The sequence below is a fragment of the Phocoenobacter uteri genome (genome assembly GCF_900454895.1).
Classification (GTDB): Bacteria; Pseudomonadota; Gammaproteobacteria; order Enterobacterales; family Pasteurellaceae; genus Phocoenobacter; species Phocoenobacter uteri.
In genome coordinates, this window is record NZ_UGTA01000001.1 from 833,348 (window position 1) to 858,322 (window position 24,975).

A 24,975-nucleotide genomic window follows, 5' to 3' on the forward strand; every position below is an offset into this window, starting at 1 on the left:
TCTTTTTTAGTTTAGATGTTGAGATGAAAGTAGCATTTGACATTGAATTGGAGGTGTCGGTAATGCTTTTTTCTTTGTATGTTTAGACGGTTTTCTTGGCTCAAACCACGAATAAAGGGTTGCATCACAACCTTCTCCTGCTGGGATAGGGGCTTGGTTCTTACAACTAGTCGAGTCCTCTGGACAAGTTAAACGCACGTGCATATGTGCGGTATGACCAAACCAAGGACGAACTTTTCGCAACCACGAACGATCACCTTTTGCAGTTTGACATAATTTAACTTTGATCGCTGGATTAACAAAAATACGTGCAACATTTTTATCCGTTGCCGCCAAACGCACTAAATCCGCTTGATGGCTTGTCCAATTACTATTTACAGAATTTCCACTTACCATCACCGTTGCCGTTGGTTTTTCGGCCTGTTTATCACTTAAAGGCCCAAAACGTAGCCAAATATCTGAATCTAATCCCGTTTGATGACTCGCGTGACCAGAAGCAAAACGCCCCCCCGCAGGCATTCCCATATCGCCAATCAATAAAGTCGGTAAACCTTCATTTTGAGCATTCTTTCCTAAACGCTGAATAAAACTCACCAACTTGGAATGCCCGTAAAAACGGTTTTTATACGAACGGATTACTTGATACCCCTCTCCTTTTAATGGAAGGGTATCCGCCCCAATAATACAACCATTTGCATAACTCCCCACCGATTGCATTTTACCCTGCACTGGCGATTTGATCTTTTCCCAAGAACTCGCATTGGCTGATACTGTTAATAACAACGATGTTGAAACTAGCACTAGTTTTAATAATTTCATTTTGTTTCCTAATTTTTTAATATTGCATATGCTTTAATGTAAAGGAGCATTAGATATGCTCCCGCTTTACTTTACAAATAATAGTGTTAACAGGAGGATATTCCATTCGCCATACTCATTAAATCCTCCTTCACCATTCTATTTGCACTGTGCCTTAAACCGCAATAGATGATCCAACAACACAATCGCCATCATTGCCTCTGCAATAGGTACAGCACGAATACCTACGCAAGGATCGTGGCGACCTTTGGTAACAATTTCAACAGCTTGATTATTGATATCCACCGTATCCCCTGAAATGGCAATGCTTGACGTTGGCTTTAACGCAATATGTGCAATAATAGGTTGCCCAGAGCTAATCCCGCCTAAAATTCCCCCCGCGTGATTTGATTTAAAACCTTGTGGGGTGATTTCATCTCGGTGTTGCGTGCCTGTTTGCTCAATCACATCAAAACCATCGCCAATTTCTACCCCTTTTACCGCATTGATCGACATCAGTGCGTGAGCTAAATCAGCGTCTAAACGATCAAAAACAGGCTCACCTAAACCAACAGGGACATTTTCAGCAATCACAGTAATTTTTGCACCGATTGAATTGCCTTCTTTTTTTAAGTTTCTAATCAACTCATCAAACTGTGGAATCGCTTTCTCATCAGGACAGAAAAAAGGATTGTTGTTTACTTGTTGCCAATCCATTTTTTCAAGATTAGCCGTATATTGCGGAGCAACCTTAATCGATCCCATTTGAGATAAAAAAGCATTCACTTTGATCCCAAACTGCTCTTTTAAATATTTTTTCGCTATCGCCCCAGCCGCCACACGCATTGCCGTTTCACGAGCAGATGCACGTCCGCCACCACGATAATCTCGGATACCATATTTATGCTGATAAGTGTAATCGGCGTGATTAGGACGAAAACGATCTTTGATTTGATCGTAATCTTGGGAACGTTGGTCGCTATTTTTAATTAGCAAACCAATACTTGTGCCGGTGGTCTTCCCTTCAAAAACCCCTGACAAAATCTGAACTTTATCTTCTTCTCGGCGAGCAGTCGTGTAACGAGAACCATTCGGACGACGGCGATCTAAATCAATTTGCAAATCTTCTTCACATAACGCCATATTCGGTGGTACGCCATCAACAATGCAACCTAATGCCTCGCCGTGCGATTCACCAAAAGTTGTGACTTTAAATAAAGTGCCTATCGTATTGCCTGCCATTTGTTATCCTTTTAAATCAACGTTCTTTGATACGTAATCTTTCAAAACTTGACGAGAAAGTTTAATACCTGATTGAAATTTGTCTGTTTCAAGGGATAAATATGCCACAGGTTGCTTAAATTTTTCTAACTGATTTTTTGCAAATTGTTGTAAAAATTGCACCGCTTGTTCACAAAAATCTTGTTTAAATTCAACCAATGCGACAGGACGTTCCCCAAATTCATCGTCTTTTATCGGCACAATCACAACATTTTGCACTAAATTTGATTGAAATAACACCCTTTCTATTTCCTCAGGCTGAATATTCTCGCCCCCTGAAATAAACATATTATCCAACCGCCCTGTAACCACTAAATTTCCGTTTTCCCAATAACCACAATCTTTGGTTGCAAACCAACCTGATTTATTCGTTAAAGAAATAATTTCACCATTAAGCCAATAACCTAAGGCTAAGGGCTTGCCTTTTACCCAAATTTCATTTTCGACAGTGCAAACTTCTCTACCTTGTAACGCTTTGCCAACGCTACGGTATTCATCGTGGCATTCATTTTTTATTGCAGTCACGGTTGAACCCATTTCTGTTAAGCCATAACTTGCAAAGGTTGTGATTCCTAGCTTTTGAGACTGTTCGATCAATTTCGCAGGAATATTTGCACCGCCTAACAGAATTTTTTGATCTTTGGTTCTACCCCCTAACCAAGCCAAGTAACGCTGTAACTGTGTTGGTACAAGCGAGGCGTGACTTACTTTTGATAAAGTTTCCCAGATTGTCGCCTTATTTTCATCAATATAAAGCGTTGCCCCTTGCGATAACCAACGCCACACAATGCCCTGCCCTGATACGTGAAAAAGTGGCAAGCTAAGCAACCAACTATGCTGATGTTGAAAATCCATCAATTCACACACGCCATCGGCACTGGCTAAATGTTGCTGAATTGAATGTACCACTGCCTTTGGTTTGCCTGATGAACCAGAAGTTAAAGTAAACGTTGCGGGGGCTTGAATATCAAAAGGGAATGAATAAGATGAATCCCTTTCTGAAAGATTAAAAAAATGATGATCGGTTATGAAAATTTCAACCTGATTTTGTTCTAAAATTTGACGGCGTTGTGATTCACTTAATTGTGGGTTAAGCATTAAAATTCTCGCCCCCATTTTAAGCACCGCACAATAACATAATAAATTGATAAGGGAATGTTGCCCTGAATAAGCAATGAGCTGCTGTGGTTGAATACCCAAAGCGGTCAAATTTTGAATAAATTTTGCAATAAGTTGATCAAACAACTGCCACGATATTTCTTGTGGCAGTTGCTCGTAGAAACAAGCAGATCTTGCTTGCTCATTCGTTGATTTATTCCATACGATTGCTGTTTTAGACGGATCTTGATCCGCCCAAAAGCTCGTAGGAAAAACACAAAAACGCATTTTAGATAAAGAAAGCCTGAGTGCGTTCAATATAATCTTGTGGAATATCCATTGCGTTCATTAGCTTGCTTAAAATAATCCCTTTACGAGCCGTATTATTATTGGTAATCACCCAAAATGGCGAATCAGGAATTTGTTTTACTTTCACGCCATTACCTGTCGACAAGATCGTTTCAGCATCTTTTGCAAAATAAACACGCTCACTGCCTTTAATATTTTCTGTTCCGTAGGTAAAACGCTGTGGTGCTGCAAAATGCAAGGCAGATAACACTGCCAAGAAACGACGTACTGCTTTTTTCTCATTGATAAAATCGTCTGAATTTAATGTGTTATCCAAATGTTTTAATAAGAAACTGATGTCTTGATCTTTTACTTCATCTTTCTTTGTTTCTGCACTTTTTTTGCTTTCTACCGTTTTTTTAGCGGTCGTTTTTGGCTCGGTTTTTACATTTTCTTGCACTAAAACAAAAGGCTGTGGCGTTGCAGGTAATCTCAATAAACGTCTTAAAATATCTGACGCTGTTTCGCCAATAAATTGAGTACGACTTGCAATATACTGATATAACTCATCATCAATTTCTATGTTTTTCATTATTATTCCTTTATTCTCTTAGATTGCAAAAGTTAGTCACATTATACTAAAAATAGATCTTTTTCTCATCTCAAAAGATCATTTATTTGCCTAAATTTAGGGCAAAAGAAAGGAATATGATCTATTTAAGTGAAACATTATTATTTTATGGTAGAATTTCCTAAGAATTAAGATGAAAGTTAGGATAATAGCAAAATGGAACAATCACTTTTAAACTATAAATTACGTCCAGCAAAAAATAGTAAAAACCTTGAAAAAAATAACCGCTTATTGGTGTTTATTCACGGGCTGTTTGGCGATCTTGATAATTTAGGACGAATTGCTCGTGCATTTGAAGATGATTATGATATTTTGTGTTTAGATCTTCGCAATCACGGTCGATCTTTTCACCGTGATGAGATGACATTTGAATCAATGGCAACTGACGTTAAAAATTTATTAGAGCATTTAAACCGTGAGCAAGCCGTCGTTATTGGGCATTCTATGGGCGGAAAAGTCGCAATGAAGCTGTCAGATATCGCCCCACATCTCGTAGAACAGTTGGTCATTATTGATATCTCACCTGTCAAATACATTGAATCTCGCCACGAAAACACATTTGCAGGCTTATTTGCAATTAAAAATTCAGATTCAGAAAATCGTGTTCAAGCTCAAAGAGCGATGGAACCTTATATTAAAGATAAAAGCGTGCAGCTCTTTATGCTAAAATCTTTTGATGCTAACCAGCCAGATCGCTTTTTATTTAACTTGACCGCTCTCAAACAAAATTATGATAATATCAGCGATTGGAGTGACGTTAAGGTGAATAAACCAACCCTTTTTATCAAGGGGGCATTATCCGATTACATCACAAAAGAACATAAACAATTAGTATTAAACCAATTTCCACAAGCAAAATTATTTATTGTTAGCAATGCTGATCATTGGGTTCACGCAACTAAGCCTGATACAGTAATTAGAGCAATTAAACGAGTGTTATAATGCAACTATTCTTTAAACGTTTTATAAAATTTAGTCTCATCAGCCTTATTCTGCTGATTATGGCTATTTTTAGCATTGATTTTATAACAGGCTATCTCGTTAAAGACAGACTTTATAAAGATATAAATAAACTTCCTTACCGTGAATATGCTGTGGTACTCGGTACAGCAAAATACTTTCCATCTGGACGAGATAACCTTTATTATAAATACCGTTTAAATGCTACTTTTGAGATTTTTAAACATAAAAAAGCAAAATATTTTTTACTTAGTGGTGATAACAGCTCTCGCTATTACAATGAACCCAAAAACATGACCAAGGATCTACATAAAAAAGGGATTCCTAACGATTTATTACGTCAAGATTATCGAGGATATAGCACGCTTTCTTCTATTATTCGAGCTGATGAAACATTCCACCTTCCCAAATTTACGATTGTTAGCCAACAATTTCACTGTGAACGTGCTTTACTGATTGCCAAAGTACATAATATTGATGCGATCTGCTTCGTTGCTCAGCATCCAGAAGGACATTATAAAGTACGAATTCGTGAATATTTTGCACGAGTGAGAATGCTAATTGACTTTGGGCTATTTTATTTCAAAGAAAATAACGAATAAGCGGTCAAATTTTTTTAATTTTTTGCAAATTTTGTTACACTATCATTTTAAGTATGACTAAATATAACAACAGCGAGAAAAAGAATGGCTAAGAAACGACATAATGAAATTGATTGGACAGATGAGGAAGAAGAAGAGATCATCTGGGTAAGTAAAAGTGAAATAAAACGTGATGCAGAAGATCTCAAAAAACTTGGTGCAAGCCTTGTTGAACTTTCAGCACAAAAATTAGAGACAGTTCCTCTGAATGACAGCCTTAAAGATGCAGTAGAATTAGGGCAACGCTTAAAAATGGAAGCTCGTCGTCGTCAAATTCAATATATTGGAAAGTTACTCCGAAAATGCGATGTTGAACCTATTCAAGAAGCATTAGATAAATTGAATAACACGCACAAGCAACAACAAGCAATGTTACATAAATTAGAAGTTATTCGTGAGCAGCTCATTGAACAAGGCGATGGTGCAATCAATGAGTTAATGCAAGAATATCCAACTTTAGATCGCCAAAAATTACGTAGCCTTGTACGAGGTACTTTAAAAGAACGTGAAAATAATAAACCACCAAAAAACTATCGTGAAATTTATCAATATTTGAAAATGGTTATTTTAGATAGCTAGTGATAAATAAGCCTTAATAATATTTTATTAAGGCTTTGTTTTTTATAATTTTATTTAATCAGCAATAGGTAAAAATAAATAATAATAAAATTCCCGTAAAACAATCTAACTAAACACCCTTAAATTTACGTGTAATACGACATCTCCCCTCAATGACCGCCCTTTAACACATTCATTTTATTATTGAATCTAAATAATGAAATAATTATAATTTTGACGCATTAAAAAATAAATTTATTTTTTATAAACAACCAGATGTTCTCTATTTTTTAAGGAAAATTCTATGAAAACTGTCAAAACACTTTTAGTTGCCTCTTTACCGTTAATTTCACTTGGTGTGAATGCACTAACCCCACAATTTAAGGATGTCAAAACAGGTGATACCGTTCGTGTTGCAACCTTTAATGTTTCATTTGATAGAAACAGCCCTGAAACCTTAGAAAATGAGCTTCTTTTAAATCGTGCTGAGCAAGATATGTTACTTAAACGCTTAGCACAAAACGATCCAGCATTAACAAAAGAAGAAAAAGCAACGGCTCAACACGTGCAACAAATTCGTAATGTTGCCGAGATTGTACAGCGTGTGCGCCCTGATATTTTTGTATTAAATGAATTTGATTACAATACACGCCCAGAGGCAGGTAATATTGCCCTTAAAAATTTTGTGAATAACTATTTAGCCGTTGCTCAAAAAGAAAAATTAAAAGGTATTCCTTTTGCAACAGGTCAAGTTATTCCAACTAATACAGGGCTACAAAGTGGCTTTGATTTAGATAACGACGGAAAAACTGGCACGCCAAATGATGCCTTTGGTTTTGGTAAATTTACTGGGCATTACGCCTTTGCGATTTTGTCGCAATTTCCGATTGATGCAGAGAAAACTCGTTCATTCCAACAATTTAAGCAAAAAGATCTAAAAGGGGCGTCAAATCCAGTTATTGATGATTGTAATAATGTCCGTGCTAAAATTCCACAGAACAAAGCCTGTGGCGATCAATGGTACAGCGATGACGCTTGGAATAACTTTCGTTTATCATCAAAAAATCACGTAGACATTCCTGTTAAAGTCGGAAAAACCTCGATTCATATGCTATTAAGCCACCCTACTCCACCGGTGTTTAATAATGCTGCTCGCCATAACTTAAAACGCAATCGTGACGAATTAAATTTCTGGGCAGAATATTTGAATAACCAAGATTATTTAACCGATGATCAAGGTAAAAAAGGTGGTCTTGCACCAAATGAAGCCTTTGTTATTGCAGGGGATCTCAATGCCGATCCTATTGTTGGCGATGGCGATAAAAATGCAATTATTGGACTTTATTCACATAAACGTGTAAATCAAAACGTTGCCAATGGCGATCTTCTTCCAACAAGTAAAGGGGCTGTAGAATTTTTAGCAAGTGAAGATGCTCGCCGTAATAAAGATCGAGCAAACCCAGAACAAATTACTCATCACGGCGGAATGCGTTTAGACTACGTATTGCCATCAGCAAATTTGAATGCCGTAGCAAGCGGTGTTTTCTGGCCTAAAAATGGCGAAGAAGGTAGCGAGTTAGTGCGTGCGAAGATTGATGGCAAAATTGACACAGGCAAAAAAGTATCTTCCGACCATCGTATGGTATGGGTTGATTTAAAAGTTGAATAGGTTTAACTGAGTTAAATAATAAAAAACTGATCTATGAAAATTCGTAGATCAGTTTTTTAATTTTATTTTCTTATTTAATACTGCTTCTTAACCTTAATAAACACCGTGATTTCTTCTCTATCGTGATACAAATGCTTGGCTTGAAGTTTAAATTGAATATTTTGTTCGGTTAAGGTATCCGTCATAAATTTCAAACAACGTTGTACTTCGTGATAACGTTTTTTCATCGGTAATTTGAGATTAAAAATACTCTCTTTACACCAGCCATTCACGAGCCATTTTGTAATTAACTGACTAATTCGCATTGGCTGTTCCACCATATCACACACCAATAAATCAATGGTGGTACGTTTTGGTGGCTGGAATTTGAAACCGTCTTCTGGACAATGATCAATACGCCCTGTGTCGTGCAAACTATCCGCCATTTTACCGTGATCCACACAATACACAAACACATCTCGTTTCACTAATTGATACGTCCAACCACCAGGACAAGCCCCTAAATCCACCGCTTTAACATTTTCATTAAAATGCCAGCTTTCTTCTGATTTTGGGATAAAGGTTAAAATAGCTTCTTCTAATTTTAACGTTGAGCGGCTTGGTGCTTCATTTGGAAATTTTAATCGCATAATGCCCATTGGATTTGAAGAACGGTTATCATTATAGGCATAACCCACATAACAACAGCCTGAACGTACAAAGAGAATTTGTAATGTAATGCTATTTTGACGTTGTGAGCCAGTATGTAACCAGCCTTGTTTCTTCAGGGCGTTACGTAATGGAATGGTAAATTTACGGCAAAATTTTGAAAGCTCTTTTGCCTCGTTAGTATCCGGTGTTTCAACCACTAAATCGCTACTTTTTACTGGATTAAAATGCTCATTTTTATTTGCCAAATACTGCTCTAAAATCGGTGTAATACGATCATTTTCAGGTAAATTTTCTAATAAATCCCCAACAACGATCATTTGACGCACGAAGATCAAATCACTCAAAGGCAACTCTTGAGCAAGTCTATCCGCATCGCCTTGCTGATAGCATTCAAAAATCACATAGCCCGTATTTTCTTTTAGTTTAGTAAAGCCATAAACGCCCAGTTCAGTCGCTTTATCCGAAATCTCGCCCGCCACTTCTTTTTCAAATCCAGCTCGGCAATAGAGTGCAAGTTTGTTCATATTATTCCTTTTATTTTTATAGTGAATTAAATTGAGAATGAAATAATAAATTTATTATATTTAATGTAGTGACGCATTATATACGCCCAAATGAATAATTTAGATAATAGAGGGGATATAATATGCCCCTACACATCAGGAATTAAATTTGATACAAAATAATTATTTCTGTAAATTTCTAGTGTTGATTTTAGTTTGGCTGATTATAATAAAAAACCACTTGTATTACTACAAGCGGTTTGTTTTTGTCATGATTTTACAAATTTTAATCTTTTGTTCAATAGTTTTGATAATCCAAACAAGACCATTAAAAACCCATTGAGACATTCGCTAAAAATTCATTGATGATTCTTTGAACTTTCTGTGCTTTTTTAAAAGAGGTTCTAATGAAAAGATGATTTTTAACATTAGAGGCGATAAAAACATCATAACCTTTACCACGAGCGGAAGGTTCAGCTTTCACATAGAGATTGATGATCTTATAATCCATTAGCGTTGGCATAAAGAAGAAATTTCCAAATAATACACGTTCTCTATACTCTGTTATTGTGCGTTGTTTACGATTAATTTTTAGCTCTATTATGGCGGGTTTTATATTTATAAATACAAAAAGTATAAAGGCGAGAAGCAACAAGTAAGGCGTAATATTTGAATCACGAAGATAAAGTGCCCTCAGAATCATTAACCCTATCACACCCGTGCCGATAAATCGCCATAAAAAATATTGGCGAATAGTCAAAACATTATCTTCTTGTGAAATTTTTAATCTCCCCTGACTCAATAATATTTTTCGCATATTCCCCTCTTTTTTCAACCGCTTGTTTTTACCATTCCTTTTGTCACAGTCGTGCTTCTTTTAATCAAAGATATATAGTATGAAATACGACATATCAAAAATTAAATTTGATAAAAAATAACGACTTATATACATTTCTAAGGCTGGTTTTAACTTGGTTGATTATAATAAAAAACCACCTGTATTACTACAAGCGGTTTATTTTTGTTACGATTTTGCAAATTTTAGTCTTTTGAATAAAAAGCTAAAAACTCATTGATAATTCCTTGAATTTTCTGTGCTTTTTTAAAAGATAGCTTCATTATAATAGCATTTTTCTCATTTGGCGAGATAACCACACCGCTACCTCCACCACGAATAGAGCATTCAAGCTTTACTGTTGTATCTGTTAGATCATACTCTTTTTGATATGACATAAAGAAAACCACTCGGGCTTTATGCTCTATGATCTTTTGTCACTGACGATCAATAGTTAACGTTGTCATTGCTGCATTTCCATTTATAAATGGGATAGCCATAAAAAGTATAAATAAAGCAGGTGGCATTTTTATGCTCGGATCATCAAGGTAATTTGCGATCAAAAACAGCATTAAAACAGCAATAAACATTCCAACAAATCGCCATAAATTACTTTGGCGAATAATCAAAATATCATTTTGTTGTGAAATTTTTAATCCAATTTGACTCAACAATACCTTTTGCATATTCCACCTTCTTTCAATCGCTTATTTTTGTACTTCCTTTTGTAATGGTGGCACTTCTCTGCCCATTCTTTGATAGAACTCAACCACGAAATCATCAAAACGATCTTCATCAATAGATTGACGAATTTCTGCCATTAAACGTTGATAGTAGCGTAAATTATGGATCGTATTTAATCTTGCCCCTAAAATTTCCCCACATTTATCTAAATGATATAGATAGGCTTTGGTGTAGTTTTTACAAGTATAGCAATCGCAGTGTGGATCTAATGGGCTTGTATCTTCACGGTATTTGGCGTTACGGATTTTTACCACGCCATCAGTGACAAATAAATGACCATTTCGTGCATTACGTGTTGGCATTACACAGTCAAACATATCAATTCCACGACGCACGCCTTCCACTAAATCTTCTGGCTTACCTACGCCCATCAAATAACGTGGTTTATCTGCTGGTAATAGTGGGCAAGTAAATTCTAAAATACGGTGCATATCTTCTTTTGGTTCGCCAACGGCTAAGCCACCAACCGCATAACCATCAAAACCAATTTTCAGCAATTCATCAACAGAAATTTTGCGTAATTCTTCAAATACACCACCTTGCACAATACCGAATAACGCATTTTTATTGCCTAATTCATCAAAACGCTGACGGCTACGTTTTGCCCAACGTGCTGACATTTCCATTGATTGTTTTGTATAATCAAAGGTTGATGGATAAGGGGCACATTCATCAAAAATCATCACAATATCTGAGCCTAAATCATATTGGATTTCCATTGATTTTTCAGGAGATAAAAAGATTTTTGAGCCATTGATTGGGTGTCTAAAATTCACACCTTCTTCGGTAATTTTACGCATTTTTGCAAGGCTGAATACCTGAAAACCGCCACTATCCGTTAAGATTGGTGCATCCCACTTCATAAATCCGTGTAAATCACCGTGCATTTTCATCACGTCTTGACCGGGACGTAACCAAAGGTGGAAGGTATTTCCTAGCAGAATTTCTGCCCCTGTTGCCGCCACTTCTTCTGGGGTCATACCTTTTACCGTACCGTACGTTCCCACAGGCATAAACGCTGGGGTTTGTACTTTAAATTCTTTGATTTCGCCATTTACATTGCGTTCGAAGCTCATATGTCCACGGCGAGCCACACCGCTTGTTTTGTGTAGTGTATATTTCATTTTTTTCCTTATAGATAAACAGTCTATAAATTTAATATTAAAATTATTAGTCCTTAATCAACGATTAAAAACTAATGCCTGTGCCAATACCTAAACTGACACCAACGCCACTCGAACCGCCACCGACAGTACCTGTTCCTGAAATTGAGGAACACGCCGTAGCAGTTAAAATTAGCATTAAAAATACAACTTTTTTAAGCATTTTATTTCCTTTAAGAAAGAAATAATTTTTCCTTCATTGATGATTGTAATTGCTCCAACATTGCATAACGCTTACGATACATTGAGCGTTTTTTACTTGGAATATCATCTAAGTTCTTATTTTCTAATGATAAAGGCAACTGCCAATATCCCTGTAACACACCGTTACTTTCACTGAAAATAGTATCATAATTGACCGCGTAATGCTTACTTTGAACAAAACGTGATTTATTTTGATATTTCTGCGGAATGCCCTGTAAATTTTCATAGCCAAGTAACTGCGTCAGTGATTTCATCGCTTCTACCATCAAGTAAGCTGGGCGCAAACCGTGACATTTTTTGGTTAATAATTTAACCATTTCTTTTGAACCTTCTTGATTCGGCCCTTGAATTACCGCAATCAATAAACTTTGTTCAATTTTGCCAAAACTAAGCAAATAAATCAGTTCTTCTGTTGGTTTATAAAATAATTCTAAATTCCAATACCCTTCCATAGGTTGAAATTCATTGATTTTAAGACGAAGATCAAAATCAGGAATAACCTCACCAAAATTGATCTCCTTTTCCCATAATGGATCATGTCCTAATTCAGATAATTTATTTGGCAAAAAAGTCAAATTTTCACAAATCATCTGTAAACGCTGTTTGGCACTAAAACGCTTATCCAAAAAGCGATACACCACAGGATAACTATAATTTGGGTGCGAATTTACTAATCCAATAAAATCAGGATTTTCATTCATAAATTGTTCAAATTTTTTAATATTTGAATAACTCTTTAATGAACGAAGTTTATAACGCAACCTTTTTAAACGATAAGTTTTGTTATTTCTATCGGGATAAATCGCCATTGCTTGTGGCCATTGATATTTGTTATCCATAATCTATATTGTCCGTAATAATTATTTAGTTTAACAATCAAAATAGCTGAGCATTATACTGAATTTTTCACTACTTAGCATTTAATTATTTGAGGTTCAAGTAAATATATCGTTGGAAAAGCCATGTAAAAATAATTTTCCTTTTTGTAAATTCTCTTTTAAATTTGACCGCTTATCAGAAGATCGACTTTATGTTATTATCAATCGTTGTTAATTTATTTAGGTATTATTATGAAATCCGTTGAAGAACTTTTTGAACAGAATCACCTTTGGGCTGTGAATATGAAAAAACAACAGCCCGATTATTTTGATGCAATTGCAGAGCAACAAAAACCACAAATTCTATGGATCGGTTGTTCTGATAGCCGTGTGCCCGCCGAGAAATTATTAGGCTTGGAATCAGGGGAGCTTTTTGTTCACCGTAATATCGCAAATTTGGTGGTACATACCGATCTAAACTGCCTTTCTGTGGTGGAATATGCCGTTGATGTCTTGGATATTCATCATATTATCATCTGCGGACACACCAACTGCGGGGGCATTCAAGCTTCATTAACGGAAGAAGATTACGGACTAGTGAATAATTGGCTACTACATATCAAAGATATTCGTACTAAATATAGAACTATCTTAGATAAATTACCACCTGAAAAAAGAACCCGTACTCTTGTACAATTAAACGTGGCTGAACAGGTTTATAACTTAGGGCGTTCTTCTGTGGTTCGTGCGGCTTGGGAAAGAGGAAAAGCATTATCGATACACGGTTGGATGTATGATGTTCACGATGGCTATCTAAACGATCAAGGTGTAATGGCAACCAGCCAAGAGAGCTTAGAAACAACTTATCAAAATGCGATTGCAAAATTAACCGCAGAAGTCGAAGAATATGTACTATCGGGTGTTGATATTCCTGAATTTGAAGGTAAAGCAAAATTTGACTAAGCGGTCAAATTTTTATAAGAATTTACTTATTTTACAAAGAAACAAACAACAACAAAACAATGCAAAAACAAAAGCCTTTTATTTTACATAGCCCTTTTAAACCTGCAGGAGATCAACCAATTGCAATTGCTCAACTCAAGGAAGGATTAGAAGACGGTTTAGCTCATCAAACGTTACTGGGTGTAACGGGATCAGGGAAAACCTTTACGATCGCAAATGTGATCGCAGACTTAAACCGTCCTGCAATGTTACTCGCCCCAAATAAAACCCTTGCGGCACAACTTTATGCTGAAATGAAAGCCTTTTTTCCTGAAAATGCCGTTGAATATTTTGTGTCTTATTATGACTATTATCAGCCAGAGGCGTATGTTCCAGCGAGCGATACCTTTATTGAAAAAGACGCGTCCGTAAACGAGCAAATCGAACAAATGCGACTTTCAGCGACCAAATCTTTTCTTGAACGCCGAGATACGATCGTTGTTGCTTCTGTTTCTGCGATTTATGGATTGGGAGATGCAGACGCTTACCTTAAAATGATGTTGCATTTGCAAATCGGCGAAATTATCAATCAACGAGATATTTTATCTCGCTTAACGGAATTGCAATACTCTCGTAACGATCAAGCCTTTCAACGTGGTACATTTAGAGTACGTGGCGAAGTGATTGATATTTTTCCTGCAGAATCAGATGATCTTGCATTACGCGTCGAACTTTTTGATGATGAAATTGAAAATTTATCCCTTTTTGATCCATTAACAGGGCAAACTACTGGACGTGTGCCTCGTTATACGGTTTACCCTAAAACCCACTATGCCACACCTCGTGAACGTATTTTAGAAGCAATTGAAAAAATCAAAGCTGAGCTTGTTGAACGTCGTGAATACCTGATCAAAGAAAATAAACTGGTTGAAGAACAACGTCTGACACAACGTACCCAATTTGACATTGAAATGATGAATGAACTCGGCTACTGCTCAGGGGTGGAAAACTACTCTCGCTATCTTTCAGGTAGAAAAGAAGGCGAAGCTCCGCCAACACTATTTGACTATATGCCTGCTGACGGTTTGTTGATTATCGATGAATCTCACGTGACCGTACCACAAATTGGTGGAATGTATAAAGGTGACCGTTCTCGTAAAGAAACCCTTGTACAATATGGCTTCCGCTTACCTTCTGCATTGGATAATCGTCCACTCCGATTTGAAGAATTTGAATCCCTTGCACCACAAACGATTTACGTTTCCGCTACTCCAAGCAATTATGAATTAGAAAAATCAAATGGCGATGTGGTTGAACAAGTGGTTCGCCCAACAGGACTGCTCGATCCAATTATTGAAGTTCGCCCAGTGGCAACCCAAGTCGATGATTTACTTTCAGAAATTCATAAACGTACCGAAGTAGAAGAACGTGTTTTAGTGACCGTTCTAACAAAAAAAATGGCGGAAGACTTAACGGATTATCTTGATGAACACGGTGTGCGAGTGCGTTATTTACACAGCGATATTGACACCGTTGAGCGAGTGGAAATTATCCACGATTTACGAATGGGAATGTTTGATGTACTCGTTGGAATCAACTTATTACGTGAAGGTTTAGATATTCCCGAAGTGTCGCTTGTCGCCATTTTAGATGCTGACAAAGAAGGTTTTTTACGTTCTGAACGCTCACTGATCCAAACCATTGGACGTGCGGCTCGAAACTTAAACGGAAAAGCCATTTTATATGGCGATAGAATTACCAACTCAATGGAAAAAGCCATCAGCGAAACCCAACGTCGCCGAGCTAAACAGCAAGCACACAATGAAAAAATGGGGATTACCCCACAAGGCTTAAATAAAAAAGTCGCTGAACTGCTTGATATTGGACAGAATAACAATCCTAAACGAGGTAAAAAATCTGCAAAAGTGGAAGAAAATCCGACCGCTTATATTCCTAAAACCCGCAAAGCTCTGGAAAAAGATCTCAAAAAACTGGATGCTGAAATGCGAGAGTTTGCTCAAAACCTTGAATTTGAAAAAGCCGCTGCAACAAGGGATAAAATTAAGCAGTTAAAAGAGTTTTTGTTGATGGTGGATTAAAATTTCTAGCTCAACTTTTTATTGCCGTTGAGCTAGATTTATCGTTGTATTATGAAATAAGGCTATCTAAATATGATAAAAGCATTCTAGCTTTTGCTTCATAAAACACCTCTAATTCATTCTTTGGAATATCCTTATTGCGAACTTTTTGCGGTGAAAAATAGGGACAACTGATATAGGTAATGTTAGTTGAAATATTCTGCCATGCATCAATAGCATCGTGTGTTCCACCATAAGTTCTACAAGCGGTAATAACAATGTCACATTCTGGAACTAGCGTACTAAGACTCTGTGTAACATGGTCTTTATAATCTCCACCTGTGCTGATCCCTATATTTTTCCCTTTGTAACTTATGACCTTGACTAGATCTTGATCACTTATTACTTGAGTATTTTCTAAAATACTAATCAATCGATGTAATGCTTTTGTCTTCCCACTATTTGCACTACCAGAAAAACCAATAATCATTTTACTCATAAAACCTCCTTAATCATTAGAAAATGGCGTTTACATAAAAAACTTCACAGCACCATAAACCAAACTTCCTCCGAAAAAGAGGAAAATACAGCCTGAAAAATTATCAATATAGCGGTTATATTTTGCATAAAATTTGCAAATTTTTTGATGTGAAAATAAAATGGCAACCAGTGAAAAATAGCAAAATGTGCTTAACACAAGCATTGCGAGAACAATAAAATAGTCTGAAATTTGAGTGAATTGTGCGGTATAGCCAGAAAGAATACTGCTGAAAAATACAACAACTTTGGCATTCGATAAATTGATCCATAAACCATCTAAAATTTCTTGTTTAGCGGAAGTTTTCTGTTCTAATTTTCGATTGTCAAATTGTGCATTTTCAGTAACGCGTACCATTTTTAGCCCTGTATAACCTAAGAAAAGCCCACCCAATAACATTATAATATAAGAAATTGGTTTAACAGTCTTCCCTAAGAAACCCAGACCAAAGACAGCAAGCATCGCCCAAAATGCAATGCCAAGTGAAATCCCTATTGCTGCAAATATTGCATTACGGCGATTGCTACTCGCCGCTCGGCGGCTGATATAAAAGAAATCAGGACCGGGGCTAACCAGTCCTGCTAATTGTACAAAAAACAATGTAACTAACATAGAAAAATTATTTTTGATTTCTGTATTTTAAATGCTGTTGAACCGATTTTCTGATCTTACGCACGTTGGTTTTTCTGCGGTTTTTCGACACATCCACTTTTGTTTCTGTTTCTGGTGGCAGCCCTACAAGCTCACGCAAATAGTTTACGTTGGTTAAATCCATTTCTTCCCAACCACCTCGTGGTAAGCTTTTTTCTAGTTTAATGTTACCATAACGAATACGAATCAAACGGCTTACTTGCACTTCTTGGGACTCCCACAAGCGACGTACTTCTCGGTTACGCCCTTCGGTTAGGGTTACATCAAACCATTGGTTAATACCTTGTCCGCCTGCGGCTTTAATTTGTTTGAAGTTTGCCATTCCGTCTTCAAGCTGCACGCCTTTGCGTAAACGTTGCAACATCGCCTCATCCACATTACCGAATACTCGCACCGAATATTCACGTTCCACTTCTCGGCTTGGGTGCATTAAACGGTTAGCAAGTTCACCATCGGTAGTAAATAAAAGCAAGCCAGAGGTGTTGATATCCAAACGTCCAACTGCAATCCATCTTGAGCCTGTTAAACGTGGTAAACGATCAAATACGGTTGGGCGACCTTCTGGATCAGAACGTGTACAAAGTTCACCTTCTGGTTTGTAATACATCAAGATTCGGCACACGTCTTTTTGTGTTGCTTTAAGCTGCACAAGGTGTCCGTCCATACGAATTTTTGTGCCTGTTGCTAATTGAACTCGATCGCCTAATTTTGCAATTTTTCCATCAACACTTACTCGCCCTTCTTCAATCACTTTCTCTAATTCACGACGAGAGCCTTTGCCTGCTCTTGCTAAGATTTTTTGTAGTTTTTCGCCTTCTACTTTCACTTTCTTTTCAGCAGCTTTATTCTCAATGCTTTTTTCTGATCTGTTATCGATTTTCTTTACCGTTGGCTTTCTTGTCGCGGGTTTTGAGTTAGATCTAAGCGGTCGTTTTGTGATCTTTTTTTGCAAATCTTTCATTGTCTTTCCTTTTTGTTGTCGCTTTCACAAGCGTCGGTTATAAATACATTTACGCGAGGAATGGCGTTACATCGCCCGTTCCTTCACGAATAATAACGGGCGTATCATCCGTTAAATCAATCACGGTTGTTGGGGTTTGCCCTAAATAACCACCGTGAATAATCAAATCGACACGTCGTTCTAAATAATTTCTGATCTCATCAGGATCAGACTGAGTAATTGTTTCATCGGGTAACATCAATGAACAAGATAAAATTGGCTCGCCTAAGGTTTGTAACAAGGCTAACGCAATATTATTTTTCGGTACACGAATGCCAATCGTCTTGCGTTTTGTCCATAAACGGCGTGGCACTTCTTTTGTTGCTGGCAAAATAAAAGTATAAGGATTCGGCACATTATTTTTAATTAGGCGATAAGACACATTGGTGACTAACGCATAATTTGAAAGCTCCGATAAATCACTACACACTAAGGTAAAATTATGATTAAGGGGCAACTTTCGGATATCAACAATACGATCAATCGCTCGTTTTTCGCCAATGCCACAACCTAACGCATAGCCAGAATCGGTTGGATACACCACAACGCCACCTTGCTTAATAATATCAACTGCTTGATTGATTAAACGTTGTTGCGGATTATCTGGGTGGATATAAAAAAACTGACTCATCTTACTTCCCTTTTATTAGTGCTGATTGCCAATAACAATTACGGCACGATTTATACCATAATCTACTGCGTTTTTATACAAAAATTACATTTATTCTAGTTTTTCTAATAACTTGTTATGAATTCCACCAAACGCCCCATTGCTCATCACAAGAATATTATCCGTTGGCTTGGTTTGAGCGATGATCATTTGTACTAATTCATCTAAGTCGGCACTCCATTGTGCAGGCTGGGTGAGATTATTTGTGATCTGCACCACGCTCCAATCAATATTATCTGGTTGTAAGATAAAAACTTGATCTGCGTCTGCCAATGCAGGGGCAATCTCATCTTTATGTACGCCCATTTTCATTGTGTTTGAACGTGGCTCTAACACCGCTAAAATCCGCTGTTCCTTACCCACTTTTCCTCGCAATGCCTCAATGGTTGATTTTATCGCGGTTGGGTGATGGGCAAAATCATCATAAACGGTGACACCATTAACCGTGCCTTTCACTTCCAAACGACGATTAGCATTCACAAAAGTGCCTAACGCATTACAAGCGTCCGCCACGCTAACTCCTGCGTGATGACTGCTAGCAATCGCCATTAACGCATTGTGCATATTGTGTTTTCCCACTACATTCCACTGCACTTCACCCTGTTTTTGTTGTTTATAGTAAACCGCAAAATGCGAATAATCTTGATTTAGTGGCTCAGCGTGCCATTCTTGTTCTTTGCCCACAAATTGTAATTCACTATAATTGCCCATATCCAACATTTGTTGAACATTTTGTTCCTCTTTATGAGATAAAATCACGCCATTTTGAGGCATTGCTCGCACCATATGATGAAATTGTCGCTGAATCGCTTTCAAATCATCAAAAATATCGGCGTGGTCAAATTCCAAGTTATTTACAATTAAGGTTTTTGGATTGTAATGGACAAATTTAGAGCGTTTATCAAAAAAGGCACTGTCGTATTCATCAGCTTCAATTACAAAAAATTTGCTTGTTCCTAAACGTGCTGAAATGCCAAAATTCCCTGCTATTCCACCGACTAGAAAGCCTGTATCAATACCATTTTTATCTAAAATCCACGCTAACATTCCCGTTGTGGTTGTTTTACCGTGCGTGCCTGATACCGCCAACACCCAACGATCTTTTAATAAATGATCGTGTAACCACTGCGGTGCTGAGGTAAAATTAAGCTGATTATTCAACACATATTCCACGCAAGGATTGCCACGACGCATTGCATTCCCAATAATCACCATATCAGGCTTTGGATCAAGCTGTGCTACATCATAATTAGGAATAATCTCAATGCCACTTTTCTCCAAAAAAGTACTCATCGGCGGATAAACATTGGTATCTGAACCTGTTACCTTATAACCCAGCTCACGGGCAATAATTGCAATCCCGCCCATAAATGTGCCACAAATACCTAAAATATGAATATGTTGTTGTTTCATTTTAACTTCCTGATTTAATAAAAATTTGTAAATTTTGTTCTAAATATGACCGCTTATTTACTGTTGTAATGTCAATGTTTGACGACACTTTCTACAAACATAACTCCGCCCTTTTTGCTGTATCGCATTATGGCGTGTTATGGTTAGCGAATGAATCTGACACGCACATTTATATTGAAAACTTTGCCTAACTGAGCTTAATTCAAATTGATGACAGGTTTCAGCTGGCACGCCAAAAACTTGTTCCATTACGCCTTGCCACTCTTTGCCGTGCGGTTTTACTTTGCCGAATTGCTGATAAACAATAATGTGAGCCAATTCGTGTGGCACGACATTTTTGATAAATTCATCGCTGTTTTCTTGCAACAAAATCGGATTAAAACGAATTTCATTGCGTTGCAAATATGCTACACCTGCCTTTGCACCACGTACATTAAAATTGACTTGTGGCATTATAAACTCTTTCTCAAAATACATATTCGCTAAGGTTAAAGTTTGCTTTAATTTACGCTGAACTTGTATTTTTAATATTCGTAGCTCTGCCATTATTTAATTACTATTTACACAAATGGCGAGTAATTGCTTAGCTTCTATTGTTAGATTCTTGTCCTGTTGCCAATTATGAGCAAATTCACGAATTTTTTTATGCTGTTTACAATTGGCTTTAAATGACCAACTAGCAGAAGAAACTGTCATCAAATAAAATGCATCTTGATTAGTTTTTTGCTTTTTATTATCCAAATATTGTTTCACTTCTTTAAGTTTAATCGCTTGATCAAAAACTTTTCTTACATATTTACCTTCGCCAGTTGCAGAAAAGCTAGACCACCACATATCCAACTTCATAGGAACGACAATTTCATCATTTGCTAAAAATTGACTAAATTCTAATTGGGGATTATGTAACTGTTGTACTAATTCTGGGTAAAAATTTTGATTGATTTTCCAACCATATTTTTGTGAAATCGCATTAGCCCATACCACCATAATCGGAATATTAGAGTGGTCATTTCCCATTAAAGTCATCATACTTTGCTGTATTTCATCAAAATTTTGCTGTTGTGGATTTTGATAAAAATTCATCATTTGTTGTCCTAATTGATTGACATCGGTTATTGCAGTAGCAAAACTCATTGGTGAACAAAATAGAGACAGAAGAACTATACAATATTTAATTTGTTTCAACATTTTATACTCCTATGTTTAACGTATTAATATATTACAACAAATTTAATGCTCTAAAATTCCAGTTGCACAAGCAAAGGCTGATGACCACGCCCACTGGAAGTTATAACCCCCAAGCCAGCCTGTGACATCAAGTACTTCGCCGATAAAATAAAGCCCTTTGGTTTGTTTAACTTCCATTGTTTTTGACGAGATAAAATCGGTATCCACGCCCCCTTTGGTGACTTCGGCGGTGCGATAACCTTCTGTACCATTTGGCACAAATTGCCAATGATGAATAAATTGTTCTAAGTGGGTCAATTCTACCTTACTTAAGTCCGCAATGATTTTTTCTTTTAATAATTTTTGTTCAAACCATAGCTCAACTAATTTTTTAGGAAGATGGCGACATAACACGCTTTTTAGTTGTAATTTCGGCGAAGATTGACGAAGTTCGTTTAAAATATCGAGGATAGACGCTGTCGGTAATAAATCAATTTCAACACTGTCACCCAATTCCCAATAATTTGAAATTTGTAGCATTGCTGGACCTGACAATCCACGATGAGTAAAGAGCATTTGATTTGAAAAAGATTGCTCGCCACAGGTCACGGTGACAGGCAATGCAATCCCTGAAAGAGAAACTAATCCTTTATCTTTTTCTTTATAAGTGAAAGGCACAAGGCTTGCTCGTGGTGGTAATACGGGAATATTAAATTGCTCTGCGATTTGGTAACCAAAAGGTGTCGCCCCCAGTGCTGGCATTGATAAACCACCTGTCGCAATCACGACATTTTCTGTTTGATAGGTTTCATTAGCGGTCTGAATTTGATAACAATTTGCAGATTTTTCATTTTTTGCAAAAAGTGATAAAAAAGTGACCGCTTGTCTCAACCGAATATCCACGTTACCACTTTTATCGCATTCTGCTTTCAACATTTTTACGATTTGCTCTGCACCATCATCACAGAAAAGCTGCCCTAACTCTTTCTCGTGATAAGCAATGCCATAAGTTGCCACCATTGAGATAAAATCCCACTGAGTATAGCGTGCAAGAGCGGATTTCACAAAATGAGGATTTTTGCACAGATAATGGTGCGATGAAATATCCATATTAGTAAAATTACAATTTCCACCGCCAGACATCAAAATTTTGCGTCCTAATTTTTTGCCATTATCCAAGACAACAACCGATTTGCCACCTTGTCCTAACTGACTTGCACAAAACAGCCCTGCAGCGCCTGCACCGATAATGATGACATCAACATTTTTCATCAATTAAGTATCCTAACTATATATCTTGTTTAGGCACGCAATTTTGATAACCAAATTGTCGCCACGCTTCATAAACTACCACCGCAACAGAATTTGATAAATTCATACTACGGCTATCTTTACACATCGGAATACGAATTTTTTGGCTCATCGGTAAGCTGTCTAAAATTGGTTTTGGAATACCACGACTTTCAGGTCCGAACATCAAAAAGTCGCCTAATTCATAGTTTACATCACTGTGATTTGGCTCGCCTTTGGTGGTTAAAGCAAACAAGCGTTTTGGTTTAGCTCGAGCCATAAAATCTTCAAAAGAGCTATATTTTTGAATATCCACAAACTCGTGATAATCCAAGCCGCTACGGCGTAATTTTTTGTCATCCCACGTAAAACCAAATGGTTCAATCATATGTAAACGAAAGCCACAGTTTGCACACAAACGGATAATATTGCCACTATTTTGTGGAATTTCAGGTTCAAATAAAACGATATCTAACATTTTTTCTCTATATAAATTTATTGTGATTTAATTTAGTGGCTGATTTTACCTAGCAAAAGGAATGATGGCAATATAATCCGAGAAATTACACACGGATTATGAAAAGAAAAAAGCGGTAAATTTTATAAAAAATATTACCGCTTTGTGACTTATGATAACAACTTATTTTTTAAAAGGGTTTTTGTTAGTACTACGTCCCACTTCTTCTGGTGGTTTTGATAACTGATCAAAGGCTTTCAACAATTCTTCTTCGTTATTCGCAACGAAAAAGTTTCCGTCACCCACACACTCTTTCCAAGCTTGTGCTTGTGTTGCAGCATGAGGGCTGTTTCTCTGATCTTTATCATAACCAAAGGCAACAAAGCCTATTTTGGTTTTTTGTAATTGATAGTCCTTATCTTGTAACGTATCTATTCTCTTTCTAATTTTATTACACATCCCATTACGGATTAAATTTTTAGTAATATCAAAAGGGAGATTTACATTTATTCCATCTAAGCCATCAGACAGAATAATAATAGTTCGTTGAGTATTCACACTCAAATTATCAGGACTTGCTTTTGGATCTTCATTTTTATTCATCATCAAGTTTGCCCCAACCAATAATCCACTACTAGAAAGTGTCCCCCCTTGTGGATTAACTCGACTGAATGCTTGATTTAGCTTACTATTTTCACTGTTTTTAAACCATTGTTGCGTCGCATTATTACTGGGTTCATCTAATAAACAAAGAACATTTTTATCAAAAGTAACGATGTTTTTTAAGTCCTTTCCATCAAACTGATCGATCATCCCCACTGTTGCTGGATAATCAACACTTTTATTTAACAAATCACGCATTCGGTAAAAAATATCGCCTTTAGTTTCTCGATAAGTAGCTCTCCCATCATTAAAACGGTGATACCCCTGACGATTAGAACTCCACTCGCTATACGAAAACATATCTTTTATATCATCTAGATAACTATTTTGATATTTATAATCATAGGGACCATTCCAATAATAACGTCTCCAATATCCATCATATTCATACCGAGTAACTCGCTTAGTCAACTGATGTGTTCTGTTTGCCTCGCTATTCCATTTATAAGGTAACACGCACTGTGTCGTATCATCCTTCTGTTGAGAACCAAGTGCAAAAGAAGTAAATCCGATTCTGTTATAATTATCTTTTCTATCTTTCAATAATTTATCAGAAACTTTACCAAACACACGACGAAGAATTGTGATTTTATTATCTCGGGAACCATTACCATCCACCACTTTAGTCATTGAGGTTGATAAATCGGTAATTAACATCAAATCAATTGGTGGAGTCGCATCTCTTCTCTTCGTTACATAAATAGTATCCGCTGAAATTTTTACTGTTTTTGCAAAAGTTAACCCAAAATTCTCACCTAGATAAAGCCACGATGGACGGTCAAAGTTACCATCTACTGCACAAGCAACAGATTGTGATCTTTTTAAACGACTACAATGATAAGTATATTGGTCTGTCACTGTATGATCATCTGGTTTATACGTCGCACCTTGATAATAACTACGTACAACCGCCGCAATCATTTCTTTATTACGCTTATCTTGTTTCGCCTTTAATCTATTATTATTGAATTTTTCTTTAATATATTCATCTGTTACTTTCTGACGATTAACATTAGCGTGTTCGTGCGTTCGTCTATCTTTATTATTTTCTGCTACTAGCAGTAAGCCCGCTTGTTCCATCCCTTGCGTGAAACGAGCTTTATCCAATAAAATACCAGACCCATCAACAACTAACGCCATAAACCCTAATAAACCGAAGCTCATTAGTGTCATCATTATCGTATAAACGCCTTGCTCATCTTTTAAAAATTGTAGCGAAATCCTGCCACAATTTTTATATATTCGTTTTATACTATTCATACCT

The 24,975-nt window shown here is 36.8% G+C and carries 27 protein-coding genes; 6 read left to right on the forward strand and 21 right to left on the reverse strand.

Translation table 11 applies throughout. The features are described 5' to 3' along the window. Positions 1 to 6: 6 nt before the first annotated feature. From mepA to seqA, 4 genes are all read right to left on the reverse strand, one after another. Positions 7 to 819 (reverse strand): penicillin-insensitive murein endopeptidase, encoded by an 813-nt coding sequence (gene mepA, locus DYE60_RS03655; RefSeq protein WP_115315282.1) that lies wholly within the window; start codon positions 817 to 819, stop codon positions 7 to 9. 138 nt (positions 820 to 957) lie between these two features. Then, complete coding sequence (gene aroC, locus DYE60_RS03660) at positions 958 to 2,040, reverse strand: chorismate synthase (protein ID WP_115315283.1); 1,083 nt, start codon at positions 2,038 to 2,040, stop codon at positions 958 to 960. A 3-nt stretch (positions 2,041 to 2,043) separates the two neighbouring features. Then, on the reverse strand, positions 2,044 to 3,465 hold the full coding sequence (gene menE / locus DYE60_RS03665) for an o-succinylbenzoate--CoA ligase (RefSeq protein ID WP_115315284.1): 1,422 nt from the start codon (positions 3,463 to 3,465) through the stop codon (positions 2,044 to 2,046). A gap of 1 nt (position 3,466) precedes the next feature. Further along, positions 3,467 to 4,057: a replication initiation negative regulator SeqA gene (gene seqA / locus DYE60_RS03670; RefSeq protein ID WP_115315285.1), complete on the reverse strand. Its 591-nt coding sequence runs from the start codon at positions 4,055 to 4,057 to the stop codon at positions 3,467 to 3,469. A gap of 195 nt (positions 4,058 to 4,252) precedes the next feature. On the opposite strand from seqA, the gene DYE60_RS03675 reads away from it, so the two are divergent. The 4 genes from DYE60_RS03675 to DYE60_RS03690 all read left to right on the forward strand — a co-directional run bounded on the left by DYE60_RS03675 (position 4,253) and on the right by DYE60_RS03690 (position 7,924). Continuing rightward, entirely contained in the window at positions 4,253 to 5,038 is a 786-nt protein-coding gene (locus DYE60_RS03675) for an alpha/beta fold hydrolase (RefSeq protein WP_115315286.1), read from the forward strand. Beyond that, positions 5,038 to 5,658, forward strand: coding sequence for a SanA/YdcF family protein (locus tag DYE60_RS03680; protein WP_115315287.1), 621 nt, complete (start codon positions 5,038 to 5,040; stop codon positions 5,656 to 5,658). Before DYE60_RS03675 ends, DYE60_RS03680 begins: the two co-directional genes overlap by 1 nt. A gap of 84 nt (positions 5,659 to 5,742) precedes the next feature. Further along, positions 5,743 to 6,276 (forward strand): ribosome biogenesis factor YjgA, encoded by a 534-nt coding sequence (yjgA, locus tag DYE60_RS03685; RefSeq protein WP_115315288.1) that lies wholly within the window; start codon positions 5,743 to 5,745, stop codon positions 6,274 to 6,276. A gap of 283 nt (positions 6,277 to 6,559) precedes the next feature. Then, positions 6,560 to 7,924 carry an endonuclease/exonuclease/phosphatase family protein gene (locus DYE60_RS03690; protein WP_115315289.1) on the forward strand — a complete coding sequence of 455 codons (1,365 nt, stop codon included), beginning with the start codon at positions 6,560 to 6,562 and terminating at the stop codon, positions 7,922 to 7,924. Between the two features lie 74 nt (positions 7,925 to 7,998). On the opposite strand, the gene rlmM is transcribed toward DYE60_RS03690, so the two are convergent. The 7 genes from rlmM to DYE60_RS03720 form a co-directional block, all read right to left on the reverse strand. After that, on the reverse strand, positions 7,999 to 9,099 hold the full coding sequence (gene rlmM / locus DYE60_RS03695) for a 23S rRNA (cytidine(2498)-2'-O)-methyltransferase RlmM (protein ID WP_115315290.1): 1,101 nt from the start codon (positions 9,097 to 9,099) through the stop codon (positions 7,999 to 8,001). Between the two features lie 307 nt (positions 9,100 to 9,406). Beyond that, positions 9,407 to 9,895 carry a hypothetical protein gene (locus tag DYE60_RS03700; RefSeq protein ID WP_115315291.1) on the reverse strand — a complete coding sequence of 163 codons (489 nt, stop codon included), beginning with the start codon at positions 9,893 to 9,895 and terminating at the stop codon, positions 9,407 to 9,409. 224 nt (positions 9,896 to 10,119) lie between these two features. Beyond that, the gene (locus tag DYE60_RS03705) at positions 10,120 to 10,311 is read right to left on the reverse strand and encodes a hypothetical protein (protein ID WP_115315292.1); all 192 of its coding nucleotides are present in this window, start codon (positions 10,309 to 10,311) and stop codon (positions 10,120 to 10,122) included. Positions 10,312 to 10,350: 39 nt separating this feature from the next. Continuing rightward, the gene (locus DYE60_RS03710; protein WP_115315293.1) at positions 10,351 to 10,599 is read right to left on the reverse strand and encodes a hypothetical protein; all 249 of its coding nucleotides are present in this window, start codon (positions 10,597 to 10,599) and stop codon (positions 10,351 to 10,353) included. A gap of 21 nt (positions 10,600 to 10,620) precedes the next feature. After that, positions 10,621 to 11,781, reverse strand: a complete 1,161-nt coding sequence (tgt, locus tag DYE60_RS03715; protein ID WP_115315294.1) for a tRNA guanosine(34) transglycosylase Tgt — start codon at positions 11,779 to 11,781, stop codon at positions 10,621 to 10,623. Between the two features lie 64 nt (positions 11,782 to 11,845). Continuing rightward, complete coding sequence (locus DYE60_RS10190; RefSeq protein WP_172460354.1) at positions 11,846 to 11,983, reverse strand: hypothetical protein; 138 nt, start codon at positions 11,981 to 11,983, stop codon at positions 11,846 to 11,848. 10 nt (positions 11,984 to 11,993) lie between these two features. Further along, complete coding sequence (locus DYE60_RS03720; protein ID WP_424450097.1) at positions 11,994 to 12,863, reverse strand: VirK/YbjX family protein; 870 nt, start codon at positions 12,861 to 12,863, stop codon at positions 11,994 to 11,996. 231 nt (positions 12,864 to 13,094) lie between these two features. Between DYE60_RS03720 and can the strand changes: the two genes are divergently transcribed. Continuing rightward, positions 13,095 to 13,805, forward strand: a complete 711-nt coding sequence (can, locus tag DYE60_RS03725; RefSeq protein WP_115315296.1) for a carbonate dehydratase — start codon at positions 13,095 to 13,097, stop codon at positions 13,803 to 13,805. A 59-nt stretch (positions 13,806 to 13,864) separates the two neighbouring features. Further along, complete coding sequence (gene uvrB / locus DYE60_RS03730) at positions 13,865 to 15,883, forward strand: excinuclease ABC subunit UvrB (protein WP_115315297.1); 2,019 nt, start codon at positions 13,865 to 13,867, stop codon at positions 15,881 to 15,883. A 49-nt stretch (positions 15,884 to 15,932) separates the two neighbouring features. Here uvrB and DYE60_RS03735 read toward each other — a convergent pair whose 3' ends face one another. The 10 genes from DYE60_RS03735 to DYE60_RS03780 form a co-directional block, all read right to left on the reverse strand. Then, positions 15,933 to 16,361, reverse strand: coding sequence for a hypothetical protein (locus DYE60_RS03735; RefSeq protein ID WP_115315298.1), 429 nt, complete (start codon positions 16,359 to 16,361; stop codon positions 15,933 to 15,935). Between the two features lie 30 nt (positions 16,362 to 16,391). Then, positions 16,392 to 17,012: a LysE family transporter gene (locus tag DYE60_RS03740; RefSeq protein ID WP_115315299.1), complete on the reverse strand. Its 621-nt coding sequence runs from the start codon at positions 17,010 to 17,012 to the stop codon at positions 16,392 to 16,394. A gap of 7 nt (positions 17,013 to 17,019) precedes the next feature. Continuing rightward, positions 17,020 to 18,012 (reverse strand): 23S rRNA pseudouridine(2605) synthase RluB, encoded by a 993-nt coding sequence (gene rluB, locus DYE60_RS03745; RefSeq protein ID WP_115315300.1) that lies wholly within the window; start codon positions 18,010 to 18,012, stop codon positions 17,020 to 17,022. A gap of 49 nt (positions 18,013 to 18,061) precedes the next feature. After that, positions 18,062 to 18,682, reverse strand: coding sequence for an L-threonylcarbamoyladenylate synthase (locus tag DYE60_RS03750; RefSeq protein ID WP_115315301.1), 621 nt, complete (start codon positions 18,680 to 18,682; stop codon positions 18,062 to 18,064). Between the two features lie 90 nt (positions 18,683 to 18,772). Next, on the reverse strand, positions 18,773 to 20,134 hold the full coding sequence (gene mpl, locus DYE60_RS03755) for a UDP-N-acetylmuramate:L-alanyl-gamma-D-glutamyl-meso-diaminopimelate ligase (RefSeq protein ID WP_115315302.1): 1,362 nt from the start codon (positions 20,132 to 20,134) through the stop codon (positions 18,773 to 18,775). A 57-nt stretch (positions 20,135 to 20,191) separates the two neighbouring features. After that, the gene (locus DYE60_RS03760; RefSeq protein WP_115315303.1) at positions 20,192 to 20,680 is read right to left on the reverse strand and encodes a SprT family zinc-dependent metalloprotease; all 489 of its coding nucleotides are present in this window, start codon (positions 20,678 to 20,680) and stop codon (positions 20,192 to 20,194) included. A gap of 3 nt (positions 20,681 to 20,683) precedes the next feature. Further along, positions 20,684 to 21,322, reverse strand: a complete 639-nt coding sequence (locus DYE60_RS03765; protein ID WP_115315304.1) for a hypothetical protein — start codon at positions 21,320 to 21,322, stop codon at positions 20,684 to 20,686. A gap of 42 nt (positions 21,323 to 21,364) precedes the next feature. Beyond that, positions 21,365 to 22,573, reverse strand: a complete 1,209-nt coding sequence (locus tag DYE60_RS03770; protein ID WP_115315305.1) for a BaiN/RdsA family NAD(P)/FAD-dependent oxidoreductase — start codon at positions 22,571 to 22,573, stop codon at positions 21,365 to 21,367. Positions 22,574 to 22,589: 16 nt separating this feature from the next. Continuing rightward, positions 22,590 to 23,069, reverse strand: coding sequence for a tRNA (uridine(34)/cytosine(34)/5-carboxymethylaminomethyluridine(34)-2'-O)-methyltransferase TrmL (gene trmL, locus DYE60_RS03775; protein ID WP_115315306.1), 480 nt, complete (start codon positions 23,067 to 23,069; stop codon positions 22,590 to 22,592). A gap of 162 nt (positions 23,070 to 23,231) precedes the next feature. Further along, positions 23,232 to 24,971: a vWA domain-containing protein gene (locus DYE60_RS03780; RefSeq protein WP_115315307.1), complete on the reverse strand. Its 1,740-nt coding sequence runs from the start codon at positions 24,969 to 24,971 to the stop codon at positions 23,232 to 23,234. Positions 24,972 to 24,975 lie beyond the last annotated feature (4 nt).